The 25048-nt window shown below is 72.7% G+C and carries 20 protein-coding genes, 3 tRNA genes and 1 pseudogene; 17 read left to right on the forward strand and 7 right to left on the reverse strand.

Going from position 1 to position 25048, the window contains the following annotated elements; all coding sequences use genetic code 11:
- Positions 1-178 precede the first annotated feature (178 nt).
- The 6 genes from ACGFML_RS11850 to ACGFML_RS11875 all read left to right on the forward strand — a co-directional run bounded on the left by ACGFML_RS11850 (position 179) and on the right by ACGFML_RS11875 (position 8779).
- Positions 179-1138, forward strand: coding sequence for a sirohydrochlorin chelatase (locus ACGFML_RS11850; protein ID WP_393542539.1), 960 nt, complete (start codon positions 179-181; stop codon positions 1136-1138).
- Positions 1135-2466 carry a deoxyguanosinetriphosphate triphosphohydrolase gene (locus ACGFML_RS11855; RefSeq protein ID WP_393542540.1) on the forward strand — a complete coding sequence of 444 codons (1332 nt, stop codon included), beginning with the start codon at positions 1135-1137 and terminating at the stop codon, positions 2464-2466. The genes ACGFML_RS11850 and ACGFML_RS11855 overlap by 4 nt, the downstream gene beginning before the upstream one ends.
- Positions 2467-2651: 185 nt before the next feature.
- Entirely contained in the window at positions 2652-3914 is a 1263-nt protein-coding gene (locus ACGFML_RS11860; RefSeq protein ID WP_393542541.1) for an NAD(P)/FAD-dependent oxidoreductase, read from the forward strand.
- 9 nt (positions 3915-3923) lie between these two features.
- Complete coding sequence (locus ACGFML_RS11865) at positions 3924-4937, forward strand: pyridoxal-phosphate dependent enzyme (protein ID WP_393542543.1); 1014 nt, start codon at positions 3924-3926, stop codon at positions 4935-4937.
- 81 nt (positions 4938-5018) lie between these two features.
- A complete protein-coding gene (gene dnaG, locus ACGFML_RS11870; RefSeq protein WP_393542545.1) occupies positions 5019-6941 on the forward strand; it encodes a DNA primase in 1923 nt (640 codons plus the stop codon).
- 635 nt (positions 6942-7576) lie between these two features.
- Positions 7577-8779 (forward strand): sigma-70 family RNA polymerase sigma factor, encoded by a 1203-nt coding sequence (locus ACGFML_RS11875; RefSeq protein WP_393542547.1) that lies wholly within the window; start codon positions 7577-7579, stop codon positions 8777-8779.
- Positions 8780-8803: 24 nt separating this feature from the next.
- Here the strand turns inward: ACGFML_RS11875 and ACGFML_RS11880 are convergent, their stop codons facing one another.
- Positions 8804-10279, reverse strand: coding sequence for an FGGY family carbohydrate kinase (locus tag ACGFML_RS11880; protein ID WP_393542549.1), 1476 nt, complete (start codon positions 10277-10279; stop codon positions 8804-8806).
- A gap of 107 nt (positions 10280-10386) precedes the next feature.
- Complete coding sequence (locus ACGFML_RS11885; RefSeq protein ID WP_393542551.1) at positions 10387-10686, reverse strand: YtxH domain-containing protein; 300 nt, start codon at positions 10684-10686, stop codon at positions 10387-10389.
- A gap of 264 nt (positions 10687-10950) precedes the next feature.
- On the opposite strand from ACGFML_RS11885, the gene ACGFML_RS11890 reads away from it, so the two are divergent.
- The 5 genes from ACGFML_RS11890 to ACGFML_RS11910 all read left to right on the forward strand — a co-directional run bounded on the left by ACGFML_RS11890 (position 10951) and on the right by ACGFML_RS11910 (position 13504).
- Positions 10951-11023 (forward strand) — tRNA-Asn (locus tag ACGFML_RS11890).
- A 5-nt stretch (positions 11024-11028) separates the two neighbouring features.
- A tRNA-Asn gene (locus ACGFML_RS11895) sits at positions 11029-11101 on the forward strand.
- A gap of 190 nt (positions 11102-11291) precedes the next feature.
- A tRNA-Ile gene (locus ACGFML_RS11900) sits at positions 11292-11368 on the forward strand.
- A gap of 1141 nt (positions 11369-12509) precedes the next feature.
- Positions 12510-12911, forward strand: a complete 402-nt coding sequence (trxA, locus tag ACGFML_RS11905) for a thioredoxin (protein WP_393542553.1) — start codon at positions 12510-12512, stop codon at positions 12909-12911.
- Positions 12908-13504: a histidine phosphatase family protein gene (locus ACGFML_RS11910; protein WP_393542554.1), complete on the forward strand. Its 597-nt coding sequence runs from the start codon at positions 12908-12910 to the stop codon at positions 13502-13504. Before trxA ends, ACGFML_RS11910 begins: the two co-directional genes overlap by 4 nt.
- 60 nt (positions 13505-13564) lie before the next feature.
- Here ACGFML_RS11910 and ACGFML_RS11915 read toward each other — a convergent pair whose 3' ends face one another.
- The 3 genes from ACGFML_RS11915 to ACGFML_RS11925 form a co-directional block, all read right to left on the reverse strand.
- Complete coding sequence (locus ACGFML_RS11915) at positions 13565-14593, reverse strand: rod shape-determining protein (RefSeq protein ID WP_393542556.1); 1029 nt, start codon at positions 14591-14593, stop codon at positions 13565-13567.
- 135 nt (positions 14594-14728) lie between these two features.
- On the reverse strand, positions 14729-15346 hold the full coding sequence (locus ACGFML_RS11920) for a hypothetical protein (RefSeq protein ID WP_393542557.1): 618 nt from the start codon (positions 15344-15346) through the stop codon (positions 14729-14731).
- A gap of 163 nt (positions 15347-15509) precedes the next feature.
- On the reverse strand, positions 15510-16463 hold the full coding sequence (locus tag ACGFML_RS11925) for a TetR/AcrR family transcriptional regulator C-terminal domain-containing protein (protein WP_393542559.1): 954 nt from the start codon (positions 16461-16463) through the stop codon (positions 15510-15512).
- 261 nt (positions 16464-16724) lie between these two features.
- Between ACGFML_RS11925 and ACGFML_RS11930 the strand changes: the two genes are divergently transcribed.
- Entirely contained in the window at positions 16725-16886 is a 162-nt protein-coding gene (locus tag ACGFML_RS11930) for a hypothetical protein (protein WP_393542561.1), read from the forward strand.
- Here the strand turns inward: ACGFML_RS11930 and ACGFML_RS11935 are convergent.
- Positions 16879-17529 (reverse strand): disulfide bond formation protein DsbA, encoded by a 651-nt coding sequence (locus ACGFML_RS11935; RefSeq protein ID WP_393542563.1) that lies wholly within the window; start codon positions 17527-17529, stop codon positions 16879-16881. The genes ACGFML_RS11930 and ACGFML_RS11935 overlap by 8 nt on opposite strands.
- A gap of 116 nt (positions 17530-17645) precedes the next feature.
- On the reverse strand, positions 17646-18077 hold the full coding sequence (locus tag ACGFML_RS11940; RefSeq protein WP_393542565.1) for a MarR family winged helix-turn-helix transcriptional regulator: 432 nt from the start codon (positions 18075-18077) through the stop codon (positions 17646-17648).
- Positions 18078-18163: 86 nt separating this feature from the next.
- Here ACGFML_RS11940 and ACGFML_RS11945 point away from each other — a divergent pair, with 86 nt between their 5' ends.
- The 5 genes and pseudogenes from ACGFML_RS11945 to ACGFML_RS11965 all read left to right on the forward strand — a co-directional run bounded on the left by ACGFML_RS11945 (position 18164) and on the right by ACGFML_RS11965 (position 24824).
- Positions 18164-19183 carry an NADP-dependent oxidoreductase gene (locus tag ACGFML_RS11945; protein ID WP_393542567.1) on the forward strand — a complete coding sequence of 340 codons (1020 nt, stop codon included), beginning with the start codon at positions 18164-18166 and terminating at the stop codon, positions 19181-19183.
- A 302-nt stretch (positions 19184-19485) separates the two neighbouring features.
- Entirely contained in the window at positions 19486-19914 is a 429-nt protein-coding gene (locus ACGFML_RS11950; RefSeq protein WP_393542569.1) for an organic hydroperoxide resistance protein, read from the forward strand.
- A 269-nt stretch (positions 19915-20183) separates the two neighbouring features.
- On the forward strand, positions 20184-21185 hold the full coding sequence (locus tag ACGFML_RS11955) for a LacI family DNA-binding transcriptional regulator (RefSeq protein WP_393542571.1): 1002 nt from the start codon (positions 20184-20186) through the stop codon (positions 21183-21185).
- Between the two features lie 60 nt (positions 21186-21245).
- Positions 21246-22907, forward strand: a complete 1662-nt coding sequence (locus ACGFML_RS11960) for a sugar ABC transporter ATP-binding protein (protein ID WP_393542573.1) — start codon at positions 21246-21248, stop codon at positions 22905-22907.
- Positions 22897-24824 (forward strand): annotated as a pseudogene (locus ACGFML_RS11965) (substrate-binding domain-containing protein). The gene ACGFML_RS11960 and the pseudogene ACGFML_RS11965 overlap by 11 nt, the downstream one beginning before the upstream one ends.
- Positions 24825-25048: the final 224 nt, after the last annotated feature.

Here is a 25048-nt window from a genome sequence, read left to right on the forward strand (position 1 = left end):
CGACGGGCGGGCGGGCGGCGGGGGCGTGTCCGGGCACGTGTCCGGGCACCGGGCCGCCTCGGGCCCCGCACGCCGGCGCCGCCCCTCTCACGGTCGCCGCGGTCCCCGGCGGCCGGACGGTACACGCAGTTCCCCGCGGGGAAACGGAACCGCAACGCCCCGGTGCCAGGCTCCCGCCATGACGGAGTCGATACCGCACCAGCCCGCCTCGCCGGCCGCCCCGACCCGCCCCGCCCCGTGCGACGACGCCACCGCCCAGGCCGACCCCGACCGGACACCCCTGGGGGCGGCCGGCCTCGCCACCGAGATCACCACCGAGCTCAGCACCCGGCTCAGCCGCGTCCGGCTGCACGGCTTCCGGCGCCCGCCACGCCCCGCCGCCACCGCCCCCGAGCCACCCGCGCTCGTCGCCGTCGCCCACGGCAGCCGCGACCCGCGCGCCCTGCCCGCCGTCCGCGCGCTGCTCGACCGGGTCCGCGCCCTCCGCCCCGGCCTGACCGTACGGCTCGCCCACATCGAGCTGAACCGGCCGCTGCTCGCCGACACCCTCGCCGAACTGCGCGGCGCGGCCGTCCTCGTACCGCTGCTGTTCGGCCACGGCCACCACGTCACCCACGACCTGCCCGCCGCTCTGGCGGACGCGCCCCATCTGACGGGCCGCACCGCCGCGCCGCTGGGCCCGCACCCCCTCCTCGCCCGGGCGCTGCACGACCGCCTCCTGGAGGCCGGCTTCCCCGCGGCCCCCGACCCGCGCCGTACCGCCGTCGTCCTGGCTTCGGCCGGCTCCCGGGCGGCGCGCTCCACCGCCGACACCGGGCACATCGCCCGGCTCCTCTCGGCCCGCCTCGGCGGCATCCCCGTCCTGCCGGCCCATGCCTCCGCCGCCACCCCCACCGTCCCCGAAGCCGTCCGACTGCTCACCGCCCGCGGCCACGACCGGATCGCCGTCGCCGCCTGCTTCACCGCGCCCGGCCGCTTCGCCGCCCAGTGCGCCGCGCACGCCCCCGGCATCGCCGCCGAACCCCTGGGCGACCACCCGGCGCTCGCCCGTCTCGTGCTCCACCGCTACGACCGGGCGCTCCTGGCACGTAGCGGATCCGACCCGCACGGCAGCAGGGCGGCTACCGTCGCTGTATGACGGGCACACCATCGACAACCGGCCAGGCCCCCGGCACCCTGGGCTACACCGAGACGGACGCCGAACGCTGGGTCGCCGAACCCGACAAACGCCCCGGGCGCACCGCCTTCCAGCGTGACCGGGCCCGGGTCCTGCACTCCGGCGCGCTGCGTCGCCTCGCCGGCAAGACCCAGGTCGTCACCCCCGGCACCCTCACCCACGCCTGGGACGCCAGCCCGCGCACCCGACTGACCCACTCCCTGGAATGCGCCCAGGTCGGCCGCGAACTCGGCGCCGCACTGGGCTGCGACCCGGACCTCGTCGAGGCCGCCTGCCTCGCGCACGACCTCGGCCACCCGCCCTTCGGGCACAACGGCGAGCAGACGCTCAACCAAGTGGCCGCGCCCTGCGGCGGCTTCGAGGGCAACGCCCAGTCGCTGCGGCTGCTGGCCCGTCTGGAGCCCAAGCGGTTCGTGTCCGCCCCGGACGGCGCCACCGTCAGCGTCGGCCTCAACCTCACCCGCGCCGCCCTGGACGCCGCCACCAAATACCCCTGGTCGCGCGGCGCGCACCCCACCGACCCGGCGTCCCCGAAGTTCGGCGTCTACGCGGACGACCTGCCGGTCTTCGACTGGTTCCGGCAGGGCGCGCCCGCCGCCGCGCGCAGCTTCGAGACGCAGGTCATGGACTGGTCCGACGACGTGGCGTACTCCGTGCACGACGTCGAGGACGGGCTGCACGCCGGCCACCTCGACCCCAACCTCCTGCTCGCCGACGCCGAACGCGCCGAGATCTTCGCGGTCGCCGCGGAGCGCTACGCGCCCGGCGCGGACCCCCAGGAGCTGGCCGCCGCCCTCGACCGCCTCCTGGAGCAGGAGTGGTGGCCGCACGGCTACGACGGATCCGCGCTCGCCCAGGCCCGGCTCAAGGACGCCACCAGCCAGCTGATCGGCCGCTTCTGCCTGGCCGCCGAGACCGCGACCCGGGCCGAGTGGGGCCCCGGGCGACTCACCCGCTACGCGGCCCAGCTGGTGGTTCCGGCCGAAACCCGGCTGGAATGCGCCGTTTTGAAAGCCGTCGCCGACCGGTACGTGATGCAGCGTCCGGACCAGGAGGCGGTACGCGCCGACCAGCGCGTGGTGATCTCCGAACTGGCCGAGGCGCTGCTCGCCCGCGCCCCCTACGGCCTTGATCCGCAGTTCCGTTCACTGTTCGACACCGCAGCGGACGACACCGCCCGGATGCGCGCCGTCATCGACCAGATCGCGTCCTTCACCGACGCCTCCGCGCGCTCTCTGCACGCCCACCTCACCCGCCCCCCTGGTAACGCCCAGCGCAACCCAGGGTGACCCTGGGGAGGAAGCCCCCCCTTCCCCCATCACCCTCCGTGCGGGACGCTCGAACACGACTGTTTCGGACGGGGAACCCTGACCACACCCGGATCATCGAACGGGGACAAGGAACAGACGGGGCAGCACCGGGGCGTTCACGGACGCGGAAGCGGCCGTACGGCACCGCAACGAGGAGGAAACAAGTGGTCGACGCACACCAGACGTTCGTCATCGTCGGGGGTGGCCTGGCCGGCGCGAAGGCCGCCGAGACACTCCGCTCGGAGGGCTTCACCGGCCGGGTGATCCTCATCTGCGACGAGCGCGACCACCCCTACGAACGCCCCCCGCTCTCCAAGGGGTACCTGCTGGGAAAGGAGGAACGTGACAGCGTCTTCGTCCACGAACCCGGCTGGTACGCCCAGGCCCACATCGAACTCCACCTGGGCCAGCCCGCCGTCCACCTGGACACCACGGCCAGGACCGTACGCCTCGGCGACGGCACCCTCATCGCCTACGACAAGCTGCTGCTTGCCACCGGCGCCGAACCCCGTCGTCTGGACATCCCCGGCACCGGCCTGGCCGGGGTGCACCACCTGCGCCGCCTCGCCCACGCCGAACGGCTGCGCGGCGTACTCGCCGCCCTCGGCCGCGACAACGGCCACCTGGTCATCGCGGGCGCCGGCTGGATCGGCCTGGAGGTCGCCGCCGCGGCCCGCTCCTACGGTGCCGAGGTGACCGTGGTGGAAGCCGCGCCGACCCCCCTGCACGGCGTCCTCGGCCCCGAACTCGGCGGCCTCTTCACCGACCTGCACCGGGAACACGGCGTCCGCTTCCACTTCGGCGCCCGCTTCACCGAGATCGTCGGCCAGGACGGCATGGTGCTGGCCGTGCGCACCGACGACGGCGAGGAACACCTCGCCCACGACGTGCTCGCCGCCATCGGCGCCGCCCCGCGCACCGCCCTCGCCGAACAGGCCGGACTCGCCCTGGCCGCCCCGGAGAACGGCGGCGGCGTCGCCGTGGACGCCGCCCTGCGCACCTCCGACCCGTACATCTACGCCGCGGGCGACGTCGCCGCCGCCGACCACCCCCTCCTCGACAGCCGCATCCGCGTCGAACACTGGGCCAACGCCCTCAACGGCGGCCCGGCCGCCGCCCGCGCCATGCTCGGCCAGGACGTCGGCTACGACCGCATCCCCTACTTCTTCTCCGACCAGTACGACGTCGGCATGGAGTACTCCGGCTACGCCCCGCCCGGCTCCTACGACCAGGTGGTGTGCCGGGGCGACGTCGCCAAGCGGGAGTTCATCGCCTTCTGGCTCGCCGAGGGCCGCGTGCTCGCGGGCATGAACGTCAACGTCTGGGACGTCGCCGCAACGGTCCAGCAACTGATCCGCAGCGGCCGGCCGTTGGACCCCGACGCGCTGGGCGATCCGGACGTACCGCTCCAGTCGCTGCTCCCGTAGCGTGCCCGCATGACCCGCAGCCCCGCCGGCGCCGCCGTCCCGGCCGTCACCCTCGAGGACGTCCGGGACGCCGCCGGCCGGCTGTCGGGCATCGCCCACCGCACGCCCGTGCTGCGCTCGCGGACGCTGGACGCGCTGGTCGGCGCGGAGGTCCACCTCAAGTGCGAGAATTTCCAGCGGGTCGGCGCGTTCAAGTTCCGTGGCGCCTACCACGCCGTCTCCCGGCTCGCACCGGAGCAGTTGGCCCGCGGTGTCGTCGCCTACTCCTCCGGCAACCACGCCCAGGCGGTCGCCCTGGCCGCCAGGGAGCTGGGCAGCCGGGCCGTCATCGTGATGCCCGAGGACACACCGCGCGAAAAACTCGACGCCACCGTCGGATACGGCGCCGAGATCGTCACCTACGACCGCTACACCGGCGACCGCGCCGCCCTCGGCCGCCGGCTGGCCGAGGAACGCGGCCTGGCCCTGATCCCGCCGTACGACCACCCGCACGTCATCGCCGGACAGGGCACCACCGCCCTCGAGCTGATCGAGGAGACCGGCCCGCTGGACGCGCTGCTGGCGCCGATCGGCGGGGGCGGCCTGATGGCGGGCGCGGCCACCGTCGCCACCGCCCTGGTGCCCGGCATCCGCATGATCGGCGTCGAGCCGGAGGCGGGCGACGACACCCTGCGCTCGCTGGCCGCCGGCCACCGGGTCGCCGTCCCCGTGCCGCGCACCATCGCCGACGGCCAGGCCGTCGACGTGCCCGGCGAGCTGACCTTCGCCATCAACCGCCGGCTCCTCGACTCCGTCGTCCTGGTCAGCGACGACGAGATCCGCGCCGCGATGAAGCTGGCCTTCGAGCGCCTCAAGATCGTCATCGAACCCAGCGGCGCCGGCGCCCTGGCCGCCCTGCTGGCCCGCCGCGTCGACCTTCCCGCCGTGCCCGGGCGGTACCCCCACCTGCACCGGATCGGAGTGATCGTCTCCGGCGGCAACATCGGCCTCGACCGCTTCGCGGAGCTGATGACGGGCTGCTGAGGGGCCGCCGCCGGACCGGCCGGCAGCGGTGCGACCGGACGGGCGGCGGAGACTGTCCGACCCCGGCCGTAGAATTCCCCCGTGGCTGGCAGGATCAACGATGACGATGTGAAGGCGGTACGGGACGCGGTCCCGATCGACGCCGTCGTGTCCGAGTATCTCCAGCTCCGCAACGCCGGCGGCGGCAACCTCAAGGGCCTGTGCCCCTTCCACGACGAGAAGTCCCCCTCCTTCCACGTCAGCACCGCCAAGGGGCTCTACCACTGCTTCGGCTGCCAGGAGGGCGGCGACACCGTCGACTTCATCATGAAGATCGACCACCTCTCCTTCGCCGAGACCATCGAGCGCCTCGCCTCCCAGGCCGGCATCACCCTGCGCTACGAAGAGGGCGGCTACACCCCCGGCCGCCAGCAGGGCGAACGCACCCGCCTGGTGGAGGCCCACAAGGTCGCCGCCCAGTTCTACATCGAGCAGCTGGACGGCCCCGAGGCCGAGATCGGCCGGAAATTCCTCGCCGAGCGCGGCTTCGACCAGGCCGCCGCCCAGCACTTCGGCGTCGGCTACAGCCCGGCCGGCTGGGACCACCTCACCCGCTTCCTGCGCGGCCGCGGCTTCAGCGACAAGGAGCTGATCCTCGCCGGCCTCGCCCAGGAAGGCCGCCGCGGCCCCATCGACCGCTTCCGCGGCCGCCTGATGTGGCCCATCCGCGACATCTCCGGCGAGGTCGTCGGCTTCGGCGCCCGCAAGCTCCGCGACGACGACAATGGCCCCAAGTACCTCAACACCCCCGAAACCCCCATCTATCGCAAGTCCCAGGTCCTCTACGGCATCGACCTCGCCAAAAAGGAGATCGCCCGGACCAGCCGCGCCGTCGTCGTCGAGGGCTACACCGACGTCATGGCCTGCCACCTCGCCGGCATCACCACCGCCATCGCCACCTGCGGCACCTCCTTCGGCGAGGGCCACATCAAGATCCTGCGCCGCCTCCTGATGGACCACTCCGGCTCCGAGGTCGTCTTCACCTTCGACGGTGACGCCGCCGGCCAGAAGGCCGCCCTGCGCGCCTTCGAGGACGACCAGAAGTTCGCCGCCGAGACCTCCATCGCCATCACCCCCGGCGGCATGGACCCCTGCGACCTGCGCCTCGCCAAGGGCGACGCGGCCGTCGCCGACCTCGTCGAGACCCGCACCCCGCTCTTCGAGTTCGCCCTGCGCCATGTCGTCTCCCGGCACAATCTCGACACCACCGTGGGCCGCGCCGCCGCCCTCGACGAAGCGGCACCGATCGTCGCGAACATCAAGAACAGCTCCATCCAGCACGAGTCCGCCGTCCAGCTCGCCGGCATGCTCGGCATCCTCGACACCCAGTTCGTCGTTCGCCGGGTCGGCCAGCTCGCCCGCTGGGCCCGCGAGCGCGGCCGTGACGGCGGCCCCGACCAGGGTCGCGGCCAGGCGCGCCGCGGGGGCCAGGCCCCGGCTCCCGAGCAGGCCCGTCCGGCGCCCGGCCCCCGCGGCCCCGCCCTCAACCTCCGCAGCCCCGCCCACCGCGTCGAACGCGAGCTCCTCAAGCTCGCCCTCCAGCGCCCCGACCTGGTCTCCCCGGCCTTCGACGCCTACGGCGTCGACGAGTTCACCGCCCCGCCGTACGCCACGGTCCGCCAGTGCATCGAGGACGCCGGCGGCGCCGCGGCGGGCGCGGCCGACGGCGGGTACGTCCCCCGGGTCCGCGAGGCCGCCGCCGACGACACCGTCCGCGCCATGGTCACCGAGCTCGCCGTCGAGCCCCTGCACACCCGCCGCGATCCCGACGACGCCTATGCGGGCGTCCAGTTGGTCGCCGTCCGCCTCGCCGCCGTCAACCGCCGCGTCACCGAAATCCGCGGCACCCTCCAGCGTCTGGGCCCCCGCGCCGACCCCGAGCACCTCACCGCCGTCCAGAACGAACTCTGGGTCCTCCAGCAGTACGGCCAGTCCCTGCGCGAACGCGGCTACGCCGCCCTGTAACACCCACCTCCCGGCCACCCACCTCCCGGCCACCCACCCCGGCCGTGCCGCACCCCTCCCGCCGACGCAGCCGCCTCGTAGTGCCCACCCTGCCCCGGCCCTGCAGCGCCTGTCCCCCCGGCGGCCCTGCAGCGCCCGTTCCCCAGGTGCGGCCGTGTTGTTGCGCCCTGCCCCGGCCCTGCAGCGCCTGTCCCCCCGGCGGCCCTGCAGCGCCCGTTCCCCAGGTGCGGCCGTGCCGTAGCGCCCAGCCCGGCCCGCGGCGCCTGCCCCGTCGGTGCGCCCACCCTGGCGCACGCGCCCGTCGACGCGCCCGCATTGGCCGCGCGCCCCGCCGACGCGGCCCCTGCAGCGGCTACAGCAGCCACCCCGCAGGCCACACCGCGACCCCGCCCATCAGGAATACCGCCCCGCACCCCCGCGTTGCGGCCTCGCAGGGGGCGCCGCCAACCCCTACGGGATCTGTTCCCCCGCCCCTTACGGCCCTTGGGACGCACGCGACCCCCCGCCGTAGCCGCTCGGTCACGGAACGAACTCAGAAAGTGGTCGCACGCCCCTCGTGGCGGGCATGTGTCGTACTCCACACTGAGGAGCGGTGCCTGAGTCCTCGGAGCGCGGCGGATCCGCCCGGACGGATCGTGGATCTCCCGCGCGGCCGCCCGCGACATGACGGGGCGGCGTGCGGCTCGGCCGCAGCCGTTCCCGGCCTTTCTGCCGCTTCAGCCGCGATCACCCTGGAGGTCGCCCCCGTGCAGAGCCAGACCCTCTCCGACGCGCCCGCCCATCCCGAGACGTCCCGGGCCGAACCGCCCCCGGGGCCGGCCGGGCAGGTCACCGTGGAGCAGCAGCCCGGATCGCCGGCCGCCGAGAGCCTCACCGAGGAGATCCCCCCGGAGCCCCCGAGGTCCGCGTCTCGCCCCGACACCGGCAGCCCCTCGTCCGACCTCTTCCGCCAGTACCTCCGCGAAATCGGTCGGATCCCGCTGCTCACCGCCGCCGAGGAGGTCGAACTCGCCCGCCGCGTCGAGGCCGGCCTCTTCGCCGAGGAAAAGCTCACCAGCACCCCCGACCTCGCCTCCCAACTCGCCCACGACCTCGACCGGTTGGTGGTCCTGGGCCGGATCGCCAAACGCCGCCTCATCGAGGCCAACCTCCGCCTGGTCGTCTCCGTCGCCAAGCGCTACGTCGGCCGCGGCCTGACCATGCTCGACCTCGTCCAGGAGGGAAACCTCGGCCTGATCCGCGCCGTCGAGAAGTTCGACTACGCCCGCGGCTACAAGTTCTCCACGTATGCCACCTGGTGGATCCGTCAGGCGATGTCCCGCGCCCTCGCCGACCAGGCCAGAACCATCCGCGTCCCGGTCCACGTCGTCGAACTGATCAACCGCGTGATCCGCGTCCAGCGCCGGATGCTCCAGGAACGCGGCTACGAACCCACAGCGGAAGAAGTCGCCGCCCACCTCGACCTCACCGAGGAACGCGTCAGCGAGGTGCTGCGCCTGGCCCAGGAACCGGTCTCCCTGCACGCCCCTGTCGGCGAGGAGGACGACGTCGCCCTCGGCGACCTCATCGAGGACGGCGACGCCGCCTCACCCGTCGAATCCGCCGCGTTCCTCCTGCTGCGCGAACACCTCGACGCGGTCCTGTCCACCCTCGGCGAACGCGAACGCAAGGTCGTCCAGCTCCGCTACGGCCTCGCCGACGGCCGCCCCCGCACCCTGGAGGAGATCGGCCGGATCTTCGGAGTGACCCGCGAACGGATACGGCAGATCGAGTCCAAAACCCTCAACAAACTCCGCGACCACGCCTTCGCCGACCAGCTCCGCGGCTACCTGGACTGACGGCCGGCCGCTGCCCCGAACGGCTCAGGACTCCGCCCCGAACGCCCCCGGGTGGGTCTCGTCACGCACCGACACGTACTGCTGGCGCACCGCCTGGCCGACGGCCAGCTCGTCACCCGGCTCGAAGACCTGGCTCGCGGCAGCCGGCCACACCGGCGGGTCGACCCAGGCGGAACCGCCGCCCGGCACGTGTTCCGTGGCCCGGGCGAGCGTGCCGTGCGCGACGCCCCAGGCCCATGCAGCCTGCCGTGCCGCGCCCAGCGCCGCGTAGTCGGCCGGCTGCGGCACCACGACCTGCACCCCGAACAGCCCAGGCGCCGCCGCCTGCACCGCGCCCAGCTCCGCGGCCGCGCCCAGCAGGAACACCCGGCGCACCGCCACACCCCGCCCGCGCAGCACGTCCAGCGCATCCGCGAGGCCGCACAGCATGCCCTCCACGGCCGCCCGCGCCAGATGCTCCGGTCGCATGCTCTCCCGCCGCATCCCGTGCAAGGACCCTGCGGTGTGGGGCAGATACGGCGTCCGCTCACCCTCCAGATACGGCAGCATCACCATGCCGTACGCACCGGGTGACGACTTCAGCGCCAGCTCGGACAGCCCCTCCAGATCCGTCCCGAGCATCTCCGCCGCACCCCGCAGCACCCGCACCGCATTGGTGGTGTGCACCACCGGCAGATGGCGCCCGGTGGCGTCCGCGAACGAGGTGATGGTGCCGGACGGATCCGCCAGCGCCTCGTGATGGATCCCGAAGACGGACCCCGAGGCGCCCAGCGACACCACGGCGTCCCCTTCTCCGACGCCGAGCCCGAACGCGGCCGCCATCGTCTCGCCCGTCCCCGCCGAGATCAGCAGCCCCTCCGGGGTGAAGCCGGCCGTCCCCGACGGCCCCAGCACCTCCGGCAGCCGCACCTGATGGCCCAACGCCAACTCGATCAGATCGGGCCGGTACGACTCGGTCGCCGCCGACCAGAAGCCCGTCGTCGAGGCGCCGCCCCGGTCCGTCGTGCGCCGCGCCGGCCGGCCCAGCAGCTGCCAGGCCAGCCAGTCGTGCGGCTGCATGACCTCCACGATCCGCGCCGCGTTCTCCGGTTCCGTACGTGCCAGCCAGCGCAGCTTCGTCACCGGATGCGCCGCCTGCGGCACCGCCCCCACGGCCTGTGCCCACGCCGTGCGCCCGCCCAGCGCGTCCACCAGGTCCGCGGCCGCGCTCTGCGCGCGTTTGTCGTTGCCGACCAACGCCGGCCGGACGAGGTTGCCCTCCGTGTCCAGCGGTACCAGTCCGTGCTGCTGCGCCGAGACGCCGATCGCCTGAACGCCTTCCAGCAGGCCGTTGCCCGCCGCCTCGCCCAGCGACATCAGCCATGCCTGCGGATCGACCTCGGGTCCCTTTTCGACAGGGTGTGGCGCATACCCCTGCCTGATGACGGCACCCGTCTCCGCATCGCAGACCACGATCTGTGTGCTTGCGGACGAACTGTCCAGCCCGGCGACTATCCCCATAACCCCAGAATGCCCCATGGGACGCATGAGGAGAGAGTCAGGGTTTGCCCCGGAGGCCACCCCGGCAGCCGCGCCGTCCGCCGCCCGCCGCGCGGTCCCCGACGGGCTCAGGTGTTGGTGGTGCCCCAGTCGTCCTCGTCGGACGAACGCTGCTCGCGCAGCGAGCGGACCCGGTCCGTGACGGACGGCGGCAGCCGGTCGCCGACCTTGGCCGAAACCGTTCCGAAGGCGCGTGACGCGGCATGGCGTCCGCTCAGCGCCGCGGACTCCGCGGTGTTCCGGACGGCGGGGTTCTGTGCGATCCGCTGGGCGCCCTTGCGCAGCTGCTCGTACCGCTCCCGGCCGGCCCGCGCGCCGAACACATATCCGATGGTCAGTCCCGCGATGAACGTGAGCCGGTAGCGCATCGCTCCACCTATCCCTCTCGTCGCTCCCGCGCGCCGCTGCCGAAGCCGCCGCGCTCCGATGCCGCTCGATCCCGTCCGGTACCGGTATGCGCCGGACCGCCGGGCTGTGTCGCCCGCCTACCCTGCACAGCCGGAGATCACCCGAGGTCTCCCGGGGGATACCGATTGGCGGAGCACCCCCCTGCTTGCGCTAATGTATGTGTCGCAGCGAGCGCGCGCCGTCCGGAGGCCCGGACGGGGACGCATTCGAGGCACACAGAGCATTCCCCTGTAGCTCAATTGGCAGAGCAGCCGGCTGTTAACCGGCAGGTTACTGGTTCGAGTCCAGTCGGGGGAGCTCGGTCCCCTGTAGCTCAATTGGCAGAGCATTCGGCTGTTAACCGGAGGGTTACTGGTTCGAGTCCAGTCGGGGGAGCAGAAAGAACGAGGACCCCGGAAGGGGTCCTTTTTCTTGTGCCGTGGAACCGAACCGGCGGTGATCGAAGTCCTCTTGGGCATGCATGGTCGCAGCGGGCAGCCCAACGGAAGCCCACACGGGCAGCAGATCGTATGAGCGGCTATGCTGCGGCAGACGGCGCGCACAAATGTGCGCGGCGCGCCGTGAGGGGGCGGTAGCTCAGCCGGTTAGAGCAGCGGACTCATAATCCGTCGGCCGTGGGTTCGAGTCCCACCCGCCCCACCACAGCCCGGTAGCGAAGAAACGATCAGACCGGGCGAAGCGCACGGAAGAGGGTCGTCACGCATCGCGTGGCGGCCCTCGATTCTGTTCGGGCCACTTTGCGGCTGCCGCGCACCTCCCTTCACGTCGTTACGTATGGTCACGCATCGGCTACCCAGTGCAATGTCGGGGTAACCCCGTGTCGAAGATGTGACGCCGGTACAACGAGCGGTCGCCGTGACGGAAGCGCCCCGGTCGCGCGCCGCGGACGTCGTGGTGCGTCAGTGCGCCGGGCCGCACCATGACCGCCGGGGTGCGGGGCGGAGAGATGGGCGGTCATCGCCGCGGTCGGGCGGGTGGGCTGACGGCATGTCGCCTCGGCGCCGAGGCGGCCCCGGCCGTCGGGGCGCCGCCGGGGGCGTGGCCCTTCGGCGGTAATGGGGGAGGGGCCCGCGCGGCGCCGTGCCCGTGGCTCCCTCGAAGGGGACGTGGACCTCAATTGCCCGACATGCGGGGAGTGTTGGGTGGGGGGTGTTGGGTGGGGCATGTGGGATGGGGCGTGTGGTGGAGTCGCTCAGGGAGGGCGACGGGCATTCGGACGGGTGGCGCCCCATTCAGTGGCGGTGCGAGCCGGGGGCGGCTGTGGCGCTCCTGTGGCCCGGCGATCCACCGCGGCGCACCATGGAAGCACCGGCGGGAGAGGAGCTTTCCTGATGGTCGAGGTCATCGTGATCGTCCGGATGAACGGTGGCCGGACGGCCGGAGGGCCGGAAGGCGGGAAGGGCGGAGTCGGGGCGGCGGTGCCCTCGCCGGCACTGCCGCGCACGGCGCCGGCGGGCGGCTCGGGTCGGGGGGCAGGGGCAAACCCGAGGTCCGGTGGCTCTGCTGATGTGGCATCGGGCGGGGGCTCGGCCGTTCGGTGGTCAGGGGGATGCGCGGGCCGGTGGGCGTGGCCTTGCGGGCGCCGTCGGGGAGGCGGTCGCGAGGGGTGTCGGCCGGCGGCCGGCGGAGTGGGGTTCGCCACCCGGATCGGATGTCTAGGACGGTGTGCGATGGGCAGGGGTGCGGGACGGTTCGGTATGCGGAATACGGCACGGAAGGTGGCCGTTACCGCAGCTGGACACCAAACGGACATCGAACGCAGACCGGAAGCAGGGAAGCACGCATGAGCACGGTAGAGCTCACCAAGGAAAACTTCGACGAGATCGTCTCCGGCAACGGCTTCGTCCTGATCGACTTCTGGGCCGAGTGGTGCGGTCCGTGCAAGCAGTTCGGCCCGGTCTTCGAGCGGTCCTCCGAAAAGCACGACGACCTGGTGTTCGCCAAGGTCGACACCGAGGCGCAGCCCGAGCTGGCCTCGGCGTTCCAGATCCAGTCCATCCCCACCCTGATGATCGTCCGCGACAACATCGCGGTGTTCTCCCAGCCCGGAGCTCTGCCGGAGGCCGCCCTGGAGGACGTCATCGGCCAGGCCCGCGGTCTGGACATGGACGAGGTGCGCGCGTCGGTGGCCGAGGCCCAGCAGTCCGAGCAGGCCGAGCAGGGACAGCAGGCGCAGGAGAAGTGAGCGAACTGCTCCTGATCCGGCACGGTGAGACCGAGTGGAGCCGGAACGGCCGGCACACCGGCCGCACGGACCTGCCGCTCACCACGGCCGGCGAGGAGCAGGCCCGCGCCCTGCGCCCGCTCCTGTCGGATCGGAAGATCCGGCAGGTCTACGCCAGCCCGATGCGGCGAGCGCTGCGCACCGCCGAGCTCGCCGGGCTGGCGCAGCCGCAGGTCGAACCGGGCCTGCACGAATGGGACTACGGCGGCTACGAGGGCATCTCGACCGCCGAGATCCACCGCAGCAGGCCCGGTTGGTATCTCTTCAGTGATGGCGTCGCCCCCGGGCCTGCCGAGCACCCGGGGGAGTCGCCCGAACAGGTCGGGGCGCGTGCCGACCGGGTGCTGGCGCGGATCGTGCCGCAGCTGGAGGCGGATGAGGGGGACGTGGCGCTGGTGGGGCACGCCCACTTCCTGCGCGTGCTGACCGCTCGTCGGCTCGGCCTGCCGGCCGCCGCGGGCGGGCTGTTCACGTTCGAGACCGGGGCGGTCGGCGTCCTGGGGACCGAGCACGACCGGCCGGCGGTCGTCGCCTGGAACGCCCGGAGTCTGTGATCGGCGCCCGGAGTCGTCGGCGTGCAGAGCCGGTGATGCGGACGGGCCGGCGGTGACGTCCTAGGGGGCCATCGGGTCGAGGTGCAAGGGCTCCACCTTGCCCTCGATCATGGCGCCCACCCCGTGCACGGCGCAGGTGTCGGGGCGGTCCGCGACATGTACGGGCATGCTGGTGGCCTGCTGGAGCATCGGCTGCAGGCCGGGGGTCAGCGCGCAGCCGCCCGCGAGCATGAGGCCGCGCTCCCCGAGGTCGGCCACCAGGTCCGGCGGGCAGTTGCGCAGCACGGCGCCGATGCCGTCGAGGATCGCGGTCAGCGGGGTGGTGATGGCCTTCAGGACCCGTTCGGTGTCCACGCGTACCGAGCGCGCCAGGCCACTGACCACGTCCCGCCCGTGCACCTCGGCCGAGGAGGCGAGGGCGTCGTCGCCGGCCAGCATCATTTGGAGGGGGCGTACGGCCTGACCGGGCAGCATCAGTTCGTGGTGCAGCCGCATGTGCTGGATGACCGCGTGGATGATGGCGTTGCCGCCCACCGGTACGGTCTCCGCGGCCACTATCGAACCGAGCGAGAGCACCGCGATCTGTGTGGTGGCCGATCCGCACACCGCGATCATGGTCGCTTCCGGCTGCTCCACCGGCAGGCCGCTGCCGACGGCCGCCGCGATCAGGGTGTCGACCAGTTCCACCCGGCGGGCGCCGAGGCCGGTCAGTGTCTCCACGGCGGCCCGCTGTGCCAGCGGCTCGCTGCCGTGCGGCATGCAGACCGCGGCCCGCATCGAGGGCCGGCGTCGCCAGGTCCTGCGCAGTTTGTCGCCGACCAGGTTGCGCAGCAGCCGCTGGGCCATTTCGATGTCCACCACCGTGCCGCCGGAGATCGGGTGCACGACGCGGATGTGGTCGGGGGTGCGGCCGTCCATCACCTCTGCCTGTGCGCCCACGGCCAGTAGTGCTCCGGTGCGTACATTGACGGCGGCGACCGACGGTTCGTCGACGATCATTCCTTGGTTCTTGACATACACCCGCGTGCGGGCCGCGCCGAGGTCGACGGCGACGGAGCAGCGCCGCAGCTGGGCGATGCTTATGCTCATGACGGATTCCTCCCCTTTGGGCCGGATGGGTGGAGTGTTCACAAAGGTCACTCCCGGCCATCTTGTGGCGGGCGGCCGTCGGCTGCGCGCCGGGGAGGTCCGGTCGAGGGACGCGGTGGGCCGGTGGTGGCGGCGTCAGTCCACCAGGCGCTGGAACAGGCCCCAGGTGAATTCCGTGACCAGGGCGTGCGGCTCGGCATCCGGGTCCGGGTCGGGAACGGTGCAGGCCAGGGCCCAGCGGGTGGGGGCGCTGCCTTCCATCGGGCGGGCCGGGGCAAAGGCCCGGGCGACCTCGTCGACCGTGCAGGACCAGGGGGTGAGGTCGGCGGTCGTGCGGAGGGCAGGGGCGGCGGCGCCGGGGGCTCGGACGAGCCAGGCGTTCCAGACGGCGCCCCGGGCGGCGGTCAGGACCTCGAACCGAAGATCGGGCCACAGCGGTACCGGCCAGGTCAGGGCCTCGCAGGTCAGATCGCCGAGGCGGCGGGCAGCGACCTCCTCGGGGGCGCCGAGCAGGGCGCGGTAGGGCTGGAGGCCGCCCGGTGCCCGTGGCGCGTGCATCCGCGCCTGCCAGCGGCGGTTGGCCTCGTGCAGATCGGCGCGGGAGACCCGCAGGGTGCGCAGCGCGTCCTCGACGAGGCCGGGCTGGTGGTCGGCCATGCGGCGCAGCAGCACGAGCTGGAAGGCGACGGGTCCGGACGGGCCGGACGCGGCGGCGGAGCCGGCCGGCGGGGCGTTGTCAGAGGTGGGGGCCATGAGGGACATGGTCGTGGAAGCCGGCCGCGCGGGGCGACCGGGCACCGGCGGGCCAGGAGGGCTCGACGCCCAACTGCCTCAGGGGGAGGGGGCGGTGGTCCGATGCCGGGGAGGGGGAGGGCGGCCGCCTTACGAGGGTCGGGGCCGGTGGGCGGTGGTGGGCTCAGGCGGGTCCGCCGGGGCTCGGTGCCCGGCCCTCGACCAGCGTCTCCATGCCGTCCAGGAGGCGGGCCAGGCCGAACTCGAAGAGCGTTTCCAGGGTCACCTCGTCCCCTTCGGTCCCGTCGATTCCCGCGTACATGGGATACGCGCCGGACCGGAGGATCCCGTCGAACACCGGCTCCATGGAGGCCATCCACTGGTTCCGGTCCATACCGGACTCCTGCTCGGCCTCCCGGTCGTCCTCGAATCCGGCCGCCGTGGCTCGGACGTAGTTCAGCAGCGTGATGGCCATGTGAATCAGCGTCAGCGGAGCCATCCCCGCCACCCTCGCCATCGTCCACTCGATCAGTGCCATCCCCCGCGGCGTCGGCTGCGGCCGGGTGATCGAGAGATACTGCGCCAGCCAGGGGTGCCGCTGGTAGAGCGCCCACTGCAGCCGCGCACCCGCCTCCATCCGGTCCCGCCAGCCGTCCGGCGCGGGGTCGGGGAGATCGACACCGTCGAACGCGGCGTCCGCCATCAGCAGCACCAGCTCGTCCTTGTTGGCCACATGGCGGTAGAGCGCCATCGACGACACCCCGAACTCGGCGGCGACCCGGCGCATCGACAGGGCCCGCAGCCCCTCGGCGTCGGCGATCTTGAGCCCGGCCCGTACGACGGCGTCGCGGCTCAGTCCCGTGTCACCCTCGCGCGGCCGCCGCTCGCGCACCGGCTCGACGCGCGCGGCCCGCCGCTCCTCGGCGACCACCGTTCCCACCCCGGGGACGACGGTGACCAGTCCCTCCTGCCGCAGGGCCGTCAGCGCCTTGGTGGCGGTCGCCATCGCCACACCCCACTCCTGAGTGATCCGCCGGGTCGAGGGCACCCGGTCGCCCGGTGCCAGCTCGCCGATGTCGATGCGGCGCCGGAGCTCGTCGGTGATCCGGCGGTAGGGCGGCGGGGCGGACTGGTCCACGGGGCGTCCTCCGTACTAGTGCACCAGGGGGATTCACTGGCTGTGAGCGTAACAGTGGGCCTTCCGTCAGGGTCGCCGGCAATGCGCCGTCAGCAATGGGCCGCCCGCAATGAGTCGCACTGGTGTGACGCACTGCCGATTCCCTTGCTGTGCCTGATGTTTGCACCGTGAGCGGAGCCTGCTTACCGTGTCACCCCTGTCGTTTACCCCGTACGCATCAGATGTCCCGTCGTCCGTCGAGCCGTACGGGGCGCAGCGGGCGTGATGGTGGGCGCGGCCGTACCGGCGTCGACGCTGCTGCGCGGGGTGCGGACGGCGGGTGGCGCGGACATGGGGGCGAACGGCGCGGGCACGGCGTCGAGCGGCGCGGGCACGGGGACGGCCGGCGGATCCGTGCCGGCCGCCCCCGAGGGCGTCAGCTGAAGTCGAACTCCCCGGTGCGGGTCCGCTTGAGCTCGAAGAACTTGTCGTAACCGGCCAGGAGGCGGGCGCCGTCGAAGATCCGTGCCGCCTCCTCGCCGCGTGGGATGGCCATCAGGACCGGGCCGAAGAACGCCGCGCCGTCGATGTGGAGGGTCGGGGTGCCGACGTCCTCGCCGACCGGGTCCATGCCTTCGTGGTGGCTCTTGCGCAGCGCATCGTCGTACGCGTCCCGCTCCGCGGCGCCGGCCAGGGCGGCCGGCAGCCCGACCTCGGCGAGTGCCTCCGCGATGACGGCGTCGGTGTCCTCGCGGCCGTTGTTGTGGATGCGGGTGCCGAGCGCCGTGTACAGATCACGCAGCACCTCCTCGCCGTGCTCCTGGGCGGCCGCGATGCACACCCGCACCGGGCCCCAGCCCTCGTCCAGCAGCGCGCGGTACTTCTCGGGCAGGTCCGCACGGCCCTCGTTGAGCACCGACAGGCTCATCACCCGGAAGCGCAGGTCCAGGTCACGGTGCTGCTCGACCTCCAGGATCCAGCGGGAGGAGATCCAGGCGAACGGGCAGATGGGGTCGAAGTAGAAATCGACGGCGGGGCGCTCGGGATTCCGGGCGCCTTGCGCACTTCGGGAGTCGTGGGACGTCATAGGGATCAGGTTAGAGCGCGTCCGGCCCGGCCACCTGGGACATTCGCCGCCTTCCGGCATGGGCCAATTCCCGCCCCGGGGCGGTGCCCGGAGGAGGGGCCGGGGAGGGCGCGAGGCTACTGCGGAGCTATGCCCAGCATTCGCTGGAGCAGCTGCTTGAGGAGGGTGCGCTCGGCCACGGTGAGCTGGCCGAGCGGCTCGCGCGCGAAGTCCAGGGAGGTGCGCAGCCGTTCGGCCGTGCGGACGCCCTCGTCGGTCGGTGCGGCCAGCTTGACGCGGCGGTCGGCCGGGTCGGGGCGGCGCTCCACCAGGCCGCGGGACTCCAGGCGGTCGACGATGCCCGTCACGTTCGACGGCTCGCACTTCAGCCGCTGGGCGACCTTGCGCATGGGCAGGGGCTCGACGGTGAGCAGGCTGAGGACCCGCGCCTGCGCGCCGGTCAGGGAGTGCTCGGCCGCGGCGTGCTCGTACTCCTCGTAGTAACGGGCGACGACGGTGCCGATCAGGTCGACGACCTCGACGGTCAAGGAGTCTGCGCGGGCTGTCATGGCTCCAGGATAACCAATTACTTGACAACATGAAATATCGAGGAGCATCATTGTTTCAGCACCTGAAGCTTTTGGAGGATCGCGTTATGTCCGCTCTGCCCGCAACCGGCCGCGAATGGCACCTCGTCGCCCGCCCGCACGGCTGGCCCACCCCGGACGACTTCGCGCTGCGCGAGGCCGCGGTGCCGGAGCTCGACGAGGGCCAGATCCTCGTCCGCAACCTGCACTTCTCCGTCGACCCGTACATGCGCGGCCGGATGAACGACGTGAAGTCCTACCTCCCGCCGTTCCGGCTCGACCAGCCCATGGACGGCGGCGCGGTCGGTGAGGTCATCGCCTCGCGCGCCGACTCCGTCGCCGTCGGTGACCATGTGCTGCACGGTCTCGGCTGGCGCGAGTACACGGTCGTGGACGCCAAGCGCGCCGCCGCGGTGGACCCGTCGCTGGCACCGCTCACCGCGTACCTCGGCGTGCTGGGCATGCCGGGCCTGACCGCCTACGCGGGCCTGCTGGAGGTCGCGTCCTTCAAGGAGGGCGACGCCGTCTTCGTGTCCGGCGCGGCCGGCGCGGTGGGCAGCGAGGTCGGCCAGATCGCCAGGCTCAAGGGCGCCTCCCGGGTCATCGGCTCGGCCGGTTCCGACGAGAAGGTCAAGCTCCTGGTCGAGGAGTACGGCTTCGACGCCGCCTTCAACTACAAGAACGGCGACGTCGCCAAGCAGTTGAAGGAGGCCGCGCCGGAGGGCATCGACGTCTACTTCGACAACGTCGGCGGCGACCACCTCGAAGCGGCCATCTCCGCCCTCAACGTCCATGGCCGGGTGGCCATCTGCGGCATGATCTCGATGTACAACGCCACCGAGCCGACCCCGGCGCCGCGCAACCTCGCCATGGTGATCGGCAAGCGGCTGCGCCTCCAGGGGCTGCTGGTCAGCGATCACGCCGCGCTGCAGCCGCAGTTCGTCGAGGAGGCCTCCGCCTGGATCCGCTCCGGCGAGCTGAAGTTCAGCGAGACCAAGGTCTCCGGCATCGAGAACGGCGTCGAGGCGTTCCTGGGGCTGCTGCGCGGCGAGAACACCGGCAAGATGATCGTGAGCATCGACGGCTGACGACCGCGGGGCACACCGCCGTCCGGCCGCGACCGACCGGTGACGGGCGGCGGCGCGGCCGACCGGCCAGGAGTGGTGGGGCCTCCCACCCGCGGCCGATCGGCCGGGAGTGGTGGGGTCTCGCACCCCGTGCCGGCTCCGCCTGGCCGTGCTCCCTTGCCGCTCGGCGCTCCCCTTCCGTGCCGCCTCTGCCGGTCCACGGGCCTCCCTCCCCGAGCCCCCTTGCTCCGGCCCGTTAGGCTCGTCGGCAGGCCGCCGCGATCCGTGGGCGCGAGTCGCGGCGAATCACAGGAGGATTCTGTATGTCCATCCCGACTGTCGACGTCGTCTACACCGCCGTCGCCACCGCCGAGAACGGCCGCGACGGCCGCGTCGCCAGCGACGACGGCAAGCTCGACGTGGTCGTCAACCCGCCCAAGGAGCAGGGCGGCAGCGGCGCCGGCACCAACCCCGAACAGCTCTTCGCGGCGGGCTACAGCGCCTGCTTCCAGGGCGCGCTGAGCGTCGTCGCCCGCCAGGAGAAGGCGGATGTCTCCGGTTCCCGGGTGACCGCCAAGGTCGGCATCGGCAAGACGCCCGAGGGCGCCTTCGGTCTCACGGTCGAGATCTCCGCCTCGATCCCCAACGTCGACGCGGACACCGCCAAGGCGCTGGTGGAGAAGGCGCACCAGGTCTGCCCGTACTCGCACGCCACCCGCGGCAACATCGAGGTCAAGCTGACCGTCGCCTGACGCGTCCGGCCTGCTGCCGTAGAGCCCGAAGTCGAGGGCCGCACTCCTCTCCGGAGTGCGGCCCTCGGCCGTTTGTGACACAGGCCACTTTCGCGATGTCTTGACGCAACCGCCGTGTAATCGATTACGTAGCTCTCGCGAAACCCGCGGAATCGATTACACAGCGGTCACGGACAGCGGCCGGCAGTCGGTTTCGCGCGAAAACCGGTCACCCACAGCAGCCGATCCCGCAACGCAGCGGATCGCCCGGACAGGACGGCAACGGCGCCATGGCGAACATCAAAGATGTGGCGGAGCGGGCGGGCGTCTCCGTGGCCACCGTCTCCCGGGTCCTCAACGGCCACAGCCCGGTCGCCGAGACCCGGGAGCGGGTGCTGGCCGCCGTACGGGACCTGGGCTACCGGCCCAACAACGTCGCCCGCGCGCTGCGCACCGCGCGGACCGGGGCGCTCGGTCTGATCATCAGCGATCTCACCAACCCCTTCTTCACCGAACTCGCCGACGCCGTCGAGGAGGAGGCCCGCAGCCTCGGCTACAGCCTGGTCATCGGCAACGCCGGCGAACGCCCCGACCAGCAGGACGACTACATCCGCACCCTGCTCGACCGCCGGATCGACGGCCTGCTGGTCAGCTCGGCCGGCACCGGCTCGGCGATGCTCGGCGAGGTCGTCGCCTCCGGCACCCCGCTGGTCCTGCTGGACCGCACCGTGCCGGGCATCGACGCCCCCTGCGTACGCGCCGACGGCCGCGCCGCGATGACCGATCTGGCCGCCCACCTGGCCACCCTCGGCCGCCGCCGACCCGCGATCATCGTCGCCCCGGCCGGTACCCCCACCGGCGACGAGCGCCTCGACCTCTTCCGCAGCGCACTGGCCGCCCACGGCATCGCCCTGCCCGACGAACGCGTCGGCGTCACCCCCGACCTCCAGCACACCGGAGGCCGCCGGGTGATGAGCGCCCTTCTGGACCTGCCCCAGCCGCCGGACGCGGTGCTCGCCACCGACAACCTCATGGCGCTCGGTGCGATGGACGAGCTCAAGGCGCGCGGGCTGCGGGTCCCCGACGACGTCGCGCTGGTGGTCTACGACGACGTGCCGTGGTTCGCCCACACCGACCCGCCGCTGACCGTCATCGCCCAGCCCACCCGCGAACTGGGCCGGGCTGCCGTGCACACCCTGCTGGAGCGCATCGGGGGCCGACCGGCCGACTCGGTGCTGCTGCCCGCCCGGCTCGTGACCCGCCGCTCCTGCGGCGAGTCGCCCGCCCCCTGACCAAGCCGTACGAACAGCCACGTACGAGGAACCGGACCCGGAAGGAAGAGAGGGCAGCGCATGACCGGCGTCAACGACGACGTACCGGGCGGCCGCGAACTGCTGCGCGTGGAGGGGGTGGCCAAGTCGTTCCCGGGCGTGCGCGCGCTGGACGGCGTGGACCTGAGCCTGCGCGCCGGTGAGGTGCACGTCCTGCTCGGCGAGAACGGCGCAGGCAAGAGCACGCTGATCAAGATGCTCTCCGGCGCCCACCGCCCCGACGCGGGCCGCATCCTGGCGGCCGCCACAGGCACCGGGGCCGCCTCGGACAGCGAGGGAACCGCGGATGCCACAGGACCCGCGGACGCCACGGGCGCCGCCGACGGTCTGCGCGAGGTGCACATCCGCTCCGCGCAGGACGCCGAACGCCTCGGCATCGCCACCATCTACCAGGAGTTCAACCTCGTCCCCGGCCTGACCGTCGCCGAGAACATCTTCCTGGGCCGCCAGCCACGCACCCGCCTCGGCCTCGTCGACAGGAAGACGATGCGGGCCCGCGCCGCCGAACTCCTGCGCCGCGTACGCCTCGACGTCTCACCGGACACCCCGGTCGCCGAACTGGGCATCGCCCGGCTCCAGATGGTCGAGATCGCCAAGGCCCTCAGCCTCAACACCCGCGTCCTGATCATGGACGAACCGACGGCCGTCCTCACCTCCGAGGAGGTCGAGACGCTCTTCGCGATCGTCCGCGAACTGCGCGCATCCGGCGTCGGCATCATCTTCATCACCCACCACCTGGAGGAGATAGGCGCCCTCGGCGACCGCGTCACCGTCCTGCGCGACGGCCGCTCGGTCGCCGAGGTGCCCGCCGCCACCGCCGAGGACGAGCTGATCCGCCTGATGGTGGGCCGGGACATCGCCGAGCAGTACCCGCGCCGCCGCCCCGACGCGCCGGGCGCTCCGCTGCTGAAGGTCCGCGGCCTGACCCGGCACGGCGGCGCGGCCGGGCCGGTCTTCGAGGACATCGGCTTCGAGGTGCGTGCCGGCGAGGTGGTGGGCCTGGCCGGACTGGTGGGCGCGGGCCGTACCGAGGTCGTCCGGGCCGTCTTCGGCGTGGACCGCTACGACGCCGGCACGGTCGAGATCGACGGCAAGGCGCTCGCCCGCGGTGACGTCCGCGCCGCGATGCGCGCCGGGCTCGGCCTCGTCCCGGAGGACCGCAAGGGCCAGGGTCTGGTCCTGGACGCGTCCCTCCAGGACAACCTCACTCTCGCCCGTCTCGACCGTGACACCCGCGGCGGGCTGGTGGACCGCGGCACCCAGCGGCGCGAAGCGGCCACCGTCGCCGCGCAGTTGAAGGTGCGCATGAGCGGCCTGGCGCAGCACGCCCGGACGCTCTCCGGCGGCAACCAGCAGAAGATCGTCATCGGCAAGTGGCTGCTGACGGACACCAGGCTGCTGATCCTCGACGAGCCGACGCGCGGCATCGACGTCGGCGCGAAGGTCGAGATCTACCAGCTCATCAACGATCTGACGGCGTCCGGGCACGCGGTCCTGATGATCTCCAGCGATCTGCCCGAGGTGCTCGGGATGAGCGATCGGGTGCTGGTGATGTCGCAGGGCCGGCTGACCGGTGAGCTGTCGGCGGAAGAGGCCACCCAGGACGCCGTGATGGAACTGGCCGTCCGGGCGCCCGCAAAGAACACCCACGAGAGCGCGAAGGAGGGCTCCGATGTCCGCTGAGCTGAAGACGGGAGCCGCCGCCGAGGCGGCGGGACGGGCACCGGACCGGGACGGCCTCGCGCCGTGGTTCTCCCGGGCGGTCCTGCGCAACGGCCCGCTGGGCGGCCTGATCGCCCTGGTCGTCGTCATGGCCGTGCTGTCCAGGGACTTCCTCAACGGCCAGAACCTCCTCAACGTAGGAGTCCAGGCGTCGGTCACCGCGATCCTCGCCTTCGGCGTCACCTTCGTGATCGTCTCGGCGGGCATCGACCTGTCCGTCGGATCGGTCGCGGCGCTCTCCGCCATCGTCGTCGGCTGGGCGGCCACCGACCAGGGCCTGCCCGTGTGGTGCGCGGTGCTGCTCGGCCTCGCGGTCGGCGTGCTGGCCGGGCTGGTCTCCGGCGCGCTGGTCGCCTACGGCAAACTGCCCGCGTTCATCGCCACCCTGGCGATGCTCTCCATCGGCCGCGGCCTGGCCCTGGTCATCTCCGGCGGCTCACCGGTCCCCTTCCCCGGCTCGGTCGGGGCGCTGGGCGACACCCTCGGCGGCTGGCTGCCGGCCCCCGTACTCGTCATGATCGCGATGGGGCTGATCGCCGCACTGATCCTGGCCCGTACGTACTCCGGCCGCGCGATGTTCGCGATCGGCGGCAACGAGGAGGCGGCCCGCCTCTCCGGCATCCACGTCAAGCGCCGCAAGCTGGTCATCTACGCGCTGTCCGGCCTGTTCGCCGCGGTCGCCGGCATCGTCCTCGCGGCCCGGCTCACCTCCGCCCAGCCGCAGGCCGCCACCGGCTACGAACTCGATGCCATCGCCGCCGTCGTCATCGGCGGGGCGAGCCTGTCGGGCGGCTCCGGAAAGGCGTCCGGCACGCTCATCGGCGCGCTGATCCTCGCCGTGCTGCGCAACGGCCTCAACCTGCTGAGCGTCTCGGCGTTCTGGCAGCAGGTGGCCACCGGGCTGGTCATCGCGCTGGCCGTCCTCCTGGACACGCTCCGGCGCCGGAGCGCGCGATGAGCGCCCGGGTCAGGATGTCGCTGGCGGCCGGGCTGGCCGCGACCCTCGCCCTCGGGCTGGCCGGCTGCGACCGCGGCGGCAACACGGACCTGGGGCTCGCCCTGTCGACGATGAACAACCCGTTCTTCGTCGGTATCAAGGAAGGCGCGCAGGCCGAGGCGGACGCGCGGGGACTGCACATCAACATCACCGACGCGCAGAACGACCCCACCCAGCAGATCAACCAGATGGAGACGTTCACCAGCCAGAACGTCAAGGCCGCCATCATCAACCCGGTCGACTCCGACGCCGCCGTGCCGGCCGTGGGCGTCGCCAACCGGGCGAAGGTGCCGGTCATCTCCATCGACCGTGGCGTCAATGGCGGGAAGGTCGGCTCGACCATCGCCTCCGACAACGTCGCCGGCGGCCGCCTCGCCGCCCGCACACTGGCCGAATCGCTCGGCGGGAAGGGCAAGGTGGTCTTCCTGGAGGGCCAGGCGGGCACCTCCGCCGCCCGTGAGCGGGGCCAGGGCTTCGCGGAGGGCATCAAGAAGTACCCCGGCATCCAGGTGGTTGCCCGCCAGCCCGCCGACTTCGACCGCACCAAGGGCATGGACGTGATGTCCAACATGCTCCAGGCGCACCACGGCATCTCCGGGGTGTTCGCCGCCAACGACGAGATGGCGCTGGGCGCCTCCAAGGCGCTCGGTGCGCGGTCCGGCAAGGACGTCAAGGTGGTGGCGTTCGACGGCACCCCGGACGGCGTCAAGGCGGTCCGCGGCGGCACTCTGACCGCCACCGTCGCCCAGCAGCCGCAACTCCTGGGCAAGCAGGCCGTGGACTGGGCGCTGAAGGCCGCCCACGGTGAGAAGCTGCCGCAGACGGTCAAGGTGCCGGTGGTGCTGGTGACGGCGAAGAACGCCGCGAAGTTCGGCGGCTGACGACGCCGCCGGACGGCCGCCGGACGGCCGCAGGGCGTCCACCGGACGATCGGACGTCCACCGGACGACCGGCGACGGCTGCCGGACGACCGGCGACGGCTGCCGGACGACCGGCGACGGCTGCCGGACGACCGGCGACGGCTGCCGGACGCGGAGAAGCGCGGAAGTCGGCTCAAGGCGGCGGCCCGGACCGGTCCGGGCCGCCGGGCAACGAAGTGAGAAGA

It is taken from the genome of Streptomyces sp. NPDC048650 (genome assembly GCF_043199095.1).
In the GTDB taxonomy this organism is placed as follows: domain Bacteria; phylum Actinomycetota; class Actinomycetes; order Streptomycetales; family Streptomycetaceae; genus Streptomyces.